Genomic DNA, 5,317 nt, shown 5'->3' with positions numbered 1-5,317 from the left:
CTCGTTGTTCTACTCCTTCGTCAGTTCCAACCTGCAAGTGGCCCTGCACGCCCTGGAGACCAACGGCCGCACCCAGGTGCTGTCGGCGCCATCGCTGGTGGTGATGAACAACCAGCCGGCGCAGATCCAGGTGGGGGACAACATTCCCATCAGTCAGACCACCGTCAATACCGGGGACGCCGACACCACCTTGAGCAGTGTGGAATATGTGCAGACGGGGGTGATTCTGGATGTGGTGCCGCGCATCAATCCGGGTGGGCTGGTGTACATGGATATCCAGCAACAGGTCAGTGATGCCCAGAACCCGACGGGGAACAGTGAGACGCCGGTGAACCCGCGTATCTCCACGCGCTCGGTGTCCACCCAGGTGGCGGTGCAGAGTGGCCAGACGGTGCTGCTCGGCGGGTTGATCAAGCAAGACAACGCTGAGAGCGTCAGTGCCGTGCCTTACCTGGGGAAGATTCCGGGGTTGCGCTGGTTGTTTGGCAATACCAGCAAGTCCAAGGACCGCACGGAGCTGATTGTGCTGATTACGCCGAGGGTGATTACCAGCAGCAGCCAGGCGCGGCAGGTGACGGATGATTATCGCCAGCAGATGCAGCTGTTGCGACCGGCTCAATGATCCTGGCTGTACCGAGTACCCATGTGGGAGGGGGCTCGCTCCCGATGGTGGCCTGGCACCTCGCGATCAAAAATGTGGGAGCTGGCTTGCCTGCGATGATGGCCTGCCAGCCGACGCCTATCAACCTGACACCCCGCGATCAAAAATGTGGGAGCTGGCTTGCTCGCGAAGGCGGCCTAACAGGCGACGCAGTTATACCGGGTACATATCCATTCCTGCGGTAACGGCCACTTAGGGTTCCGCCCTGACGGCGGCTCACTTTGCAAAAGCGGCAAAGTAAGCAAAACGCTCTTGCCCCACCACTCGGCACCTCGCCTGGGCTCGGTGTGCCCGTAATCCGCCAGTGATTTGGGGGGCCGCCGCCACGCGCCATCCATGGCGCGGGGCGGCTAAACCGGCATCCCTGCCGGTTTACCCCCCAAATCCCTGTCGAATTCCGGCCAGCGTGGTTTGACGGGGCGCTTAAGATCAAAAGCAGATCAAGATCAAGAGCGGCTCGCTTCGCATCGTGGTTACCGTCCGTAGTTACCGTTGCGATGGGGGCGTGTCAGTAAATGCATTTTGGCTGGCCCACAGTCATCAGGAGCACGCCCCCTCCCACACTTTGAGCGTTCTGCGCGCTCAGATTAAAAATCATTTTTATGAATAATTATTTTTATAAATAATGAAAGTACAGAATATTAGCTTATGCCCAAATAGCATTATATTTTTAAAATCCATTCCGTTATGTTTGATCCCAACAGCCTACCCCTGACCTCGGATGGTACCCAGCGTGATTCAGATTCTGCGCGCCTGACCGGGTAATCATCCCGCCGCAGCAGAGTCGTTGGACGGGAGCTCAACGTATGTTGCCACTTCAAACCCCTCGCTTGCCCCACACCTAGCCCAAGCCGCATCGCCCCTTTGACTACCGGCCACGTCGCGCCAGGCGCGTGCCTGCCCGACTTTGCGATTTGGAAAAAGCTGGGAATGGATATGAAGCAAATTCTGCAACCTACTGCTGCCCTGACCCTGACCCTGACCCTGTCGCTGTTCGCCGCAGCAGCCCAGGCCCAGGATGACAGCACCTTGTCGACGGTCGTCGTGACCGGCAACCGTGGCGCCGAGCAGCGCACGGTCACCAGCAGCCCGGTGCCGATTGACGTGGTCAGCGCCCAGCAATTGCAAAACACCGGCAAGCCCGGGTTGATGGAGGCGTTGAGCGCGGTGATCCCTTCGCTGACCCTGCCGGAAAAAACCGGTTGGGACGCCAGCGGCATTGCCCGGGCACCGAACCTGCGGGGTTTGAGCGCCGCCGAAGTGTTGGTGCTGGTCAACGGCAAGCGCCGCCACACCAGTGCCACCTTGAATATCAACGGCATCAACACCGGCGCGGCGCCGGCTGACCTGGACCTGATCCCCATCAGCGCCATCGACCATGTCGAAGTGCTGCGCGATGGTGCGGCTGCCCAATACGGGTCTGACGCCATCGCCGGGGTGATCAACGTGATCCTCAAGGCTGACACCCGTGGTACCTCGGTGACCCACGCGGGCCTTGGCTACGACGGCAAGAAACAGACCGTGCAGCAAAGCCTCAACAAGGGCTTCGAAATCGGCAACGGCGGCATCGTGCAACTGGCCCTGGATGCACGCAGCCAGAACGATGACAACAAGGCCAGCGCCAACGGCTACACCTATGAGCAAGCCTATGGCCTGGCGGGCAAGTCCACCTATGGCGGCTACGGTACGCCCAAGACCAACCTGCTGACCCTGGGCTACAACGCCGAGTTGCCGATCGACGACAGCCTCAGCCTCTACTCCTTTACCACCTACTCGCGACGCAAGGCCGAGCAGGGGCAGAACTTCCGTCTGCCGACCATCACCAACACCATCACCACCGGGCCTAACGGTTACCCGGCCGGGTACACCCCGACCTGGTACATCGACGAGGAGGACTTCCAGGCGGCGTTTGGTGGCAAGGGTACTGTGGGCGAGTGGGACTGGGACTTGTCTACCACCTATGGGCGCAACGAAGCGGAGCAGGGCACCACCCACAACCAGAACCCTTCCCTGGGCGAAGCCACGCCGAACAGCTTCACCTCCGGTACCTGGATTTCCACCGAGCTGACCACCAACCTGGACTTCAAGCGTGGCTTCGACATCGGACTGCAAAAGCCCTTGGACCTGTCCTATGGCTTCGAGCATCGGCGCGACACTTACGAGGTGCAAGCCGGCGATTACGCGTCTTATGCCAATGGCGGTTACTGCGTGGCGCCGGGTAACTGTGCGTCGTCCGGGGCACAGGTCACCAACGGTATTTCACCGGACGAAGAAAGCAGCGCGTCACGCAACAGCCTGGCCGGTTACGTGGATGTGGGTTTCAACCCCATGCCGGACTGGTACGTTGGCACGGCGGTGCGTTATGAGCATTACAACGAGGGCGTGGGCGCCACCCGCAGCGGCAAGCTGACCACCCGCTACGACTTCACCCCGCAGTTCGCGGTGCGTGCCACCGTGAGCAATGGCTTTCGTGCGCCGTCCCTGGCCAACAGTCTGTTCAGTGCGCGCTCCACCACCTATGGCGTCGTCGATGGGGTGTATCAGTCGATCAACTATGGCGTGCTCCCCGTGGGCTCGGCGGCGGCCCAGGCGCTAGGCGCGCAGGCGTTGAAGCCCGAGCGCTCCACCAACTTCAGCCTTGGTTTCACGCTCACGCCCACCGACCGCCTGAGCTTCACCGCCGATGCCTACGTGATCAACCTGCGTGACCGCATCACCCTTACCGGCACCTTGCTGGGCCCGGAAGTCACCCAGGTGTTGCAGAACAACGGCATCAACTCCACCTCCGGCGGCCAGTACTTTATCAACGGCGCCGACACCCGCACCAAAGGTCTGGACCTGGTCAGCAGCTACAACCAGGACCTGGGCGCGTTCGGCGCGCTGAAGTGGACCGCCGCGTTTAACTGGAACCAGACCCAAATCCTCAACTACAAGGAATCCACCCACATTCTTGGTACCTCCTACGACCTGATGGACCGCCAGGCGCGCAACCTGATCACCGGCGTGCAACCCAACACCAAGCTGATCCTGGGCGGTGACTGGAGTATCGAACGCTTCAACCTCAACCTGGCCCTGACCCGCTACGGCTCGTACAAGGAAGTGAACTCATCGGCCAATCGTGACCTGGACCGGGTCTACAACGCCCGCTGGATCACCGACCTCGACCTGGGCTACAGCCTCACCAAAGACCTGAACATCGCCATCGGCGCCAAGAACCTGTTCGACCTCTATCCCAAGAAACAAGGGGTGCCGAGCAGCACCATGGTTGCCAGCTACGGCACCTATTCGCCCTACGGTTTTACCGGTGGGTATTACTACACCCGGCTGACTTACGCCTTCTGAGGCCTGCGAGGAAAAGAACATGCCCATTGTCGCCAAACCCTATGACCTGCTGGATGAAGTCAGCGCCCAACCGCTGCGCCAGCGCCGTGCCGCCACGCCAATCAAGGCGTTGCGCGTGGTGCCGGCCCGGCACCCCTGGCGCTGGGCCGGGTCGATTTTCGCCGCGCTGGTATTACTCGCCATCGTGCACTCCCTGGCCACCAACCCGCGCTGGGAATGGGGGGTGTTCGGCCAGTGGTTCTTTTCGTCCTCGGTGCTGCGCGGGTTGGGCCAGACGTTGCTGCTGACGCTGTTGAGCACAGTGTTCAGCATCCTGCTGGGTACCGCGCTGGCCCTGGCGCGGCTGTCGGGTTCGCCGTTGCTGGCAGCATTGGCCTGGGGCTATATCTGGTTTTTCCGGTCGATGCCGGCGCTGCTGGTGCTGATCATCCTCTACAACTTTGCCTACCTGTACGACCACATCGTGTTAGGCGTGCCGTTCACCGACCTGGTGTTCGCCGAGTGGTCGACGGTGGATGTGCTCAGCCAATTTACCGTGGCCGTCCTGGGCTTGAGCCTGATGCAGGCGGCCTACGCGGCGGAGATCATTCGCGGTGGGCTGATTGGCGTGGATGCCGGCCAGCATGAGGCGGCGGCGGCCTTGGGGCTGCCGGCCTCTCGACGCATCTTCCGGATCATCCTGCCCCAGGCACTGCGCTCGATCTTGCCGTCGGGGTTCAACGAAATCATCGGCCTGGTCAAGGGCACCTCGATTGTCTACGTGCTGGCCTTGCCCGAGCTGTTCTATACCGTGCAGGTCATCTACAACCGCACCCAGGCGGTGATCCCGTTGCTGATCGTCGCCACGGTCTGGTACCTGATCATCACCACCGTGCTCACCAGCGCCCAGTATTACGTCGAGCGCCACTTCGCCCGGGGCACAGCGCGGGTGCTGCCACCCACGCCGTTGCAGCGCGTGCGCCGCTGGTTCAAGGAGAAGGCCCATGCCTGAAGCACGCGCCGGGCGCATTCAGATCCAGGGCGTGGGCAAGCGCTTTGGCAACCAGCAGGTACTCGATCATATCGACCTGAGCATTGACCCTGGCAAGGTCACGGTGATCCTCGGGCCGTCCGGCTCGGGCAAGTCCACCTTGCTGCGCACCATCAACCATTTGGAGAAGATCGACAGCGGGCATATCACCATCGACGGTGAGTACGTCGGATATCGGCGCAAAGGCGACCTGCTTTTTGAACTCACCGAACGCGAGATTCTCAAGCGCCGTATCGACGTGGGCTTCGTGTTCCAGAACTTCAACCTGTTTCTCCACATCACCG

The 5,317-nt window shown here is 61.2% G+C and carries 4 protein-coding genes; all 4 read left to right on the top strand.

From position 1 onward, the window contains the following. The coding region (locus tag GIW79_RS29260; RefSeq protein ID WP_236477473.1) for a type II secretion system protein GspD at nucleotides 1-622 on the top strand (622 nt) is incomplete at its 5' end. Between the two features lie 975 nt (nucleotides 623-1,597). Next, a complete protein-coding gene (locus GIW79_RS29255; RefSeq protein ID WP_236453395.1) occupies nucleotides 1,598-4,003 on the top strand; it encodes a TonB-dependent receptor plug domain-containing protein in 2,406 nt (801 codons plus the stop codon). A 19-nt stretch (nucleotides 4,004-4,022) separates the two neighbouring features. Further along, complete coding sequence (locus tag GIW79_RS29250; RefSeq protein WP_072446232.1) at nucleotides 4,023-4,994, top strand: amino acid ABC transporter permease; 972 nt, start codon at nucleotides 4,023-4,025, stop codon at nucleotides 4,992-4,994. Continuing rightward, nucleotides 4,987-5,317 (top strand): ATP-binding cassette domain-containing protein (locus tag GIW79_RS29245; RefSeq protein ID WP_236477472.1); only part of this gene is annotated, 331 nt, incomplete at its 3' end. The genes GIW79_RS29250 and GIW79_RS29245, both read left to right, overlap by 8 nt.

Origin of the sequence: Pseudomonas sp. PA-7-1E, from assembly GCF_021605325.1 — a bacterium.
GTDB lineage: Bacteria > Pseudomonadota > Gammaproteobacteria > Pseudomonadales > Pseudomonadaceae > Aquipseudomonas > Aquipseudomonas fluorescens_BV.
This window is presented reverse-complemented; position numbering and strand designations above follow the sequence as displayed.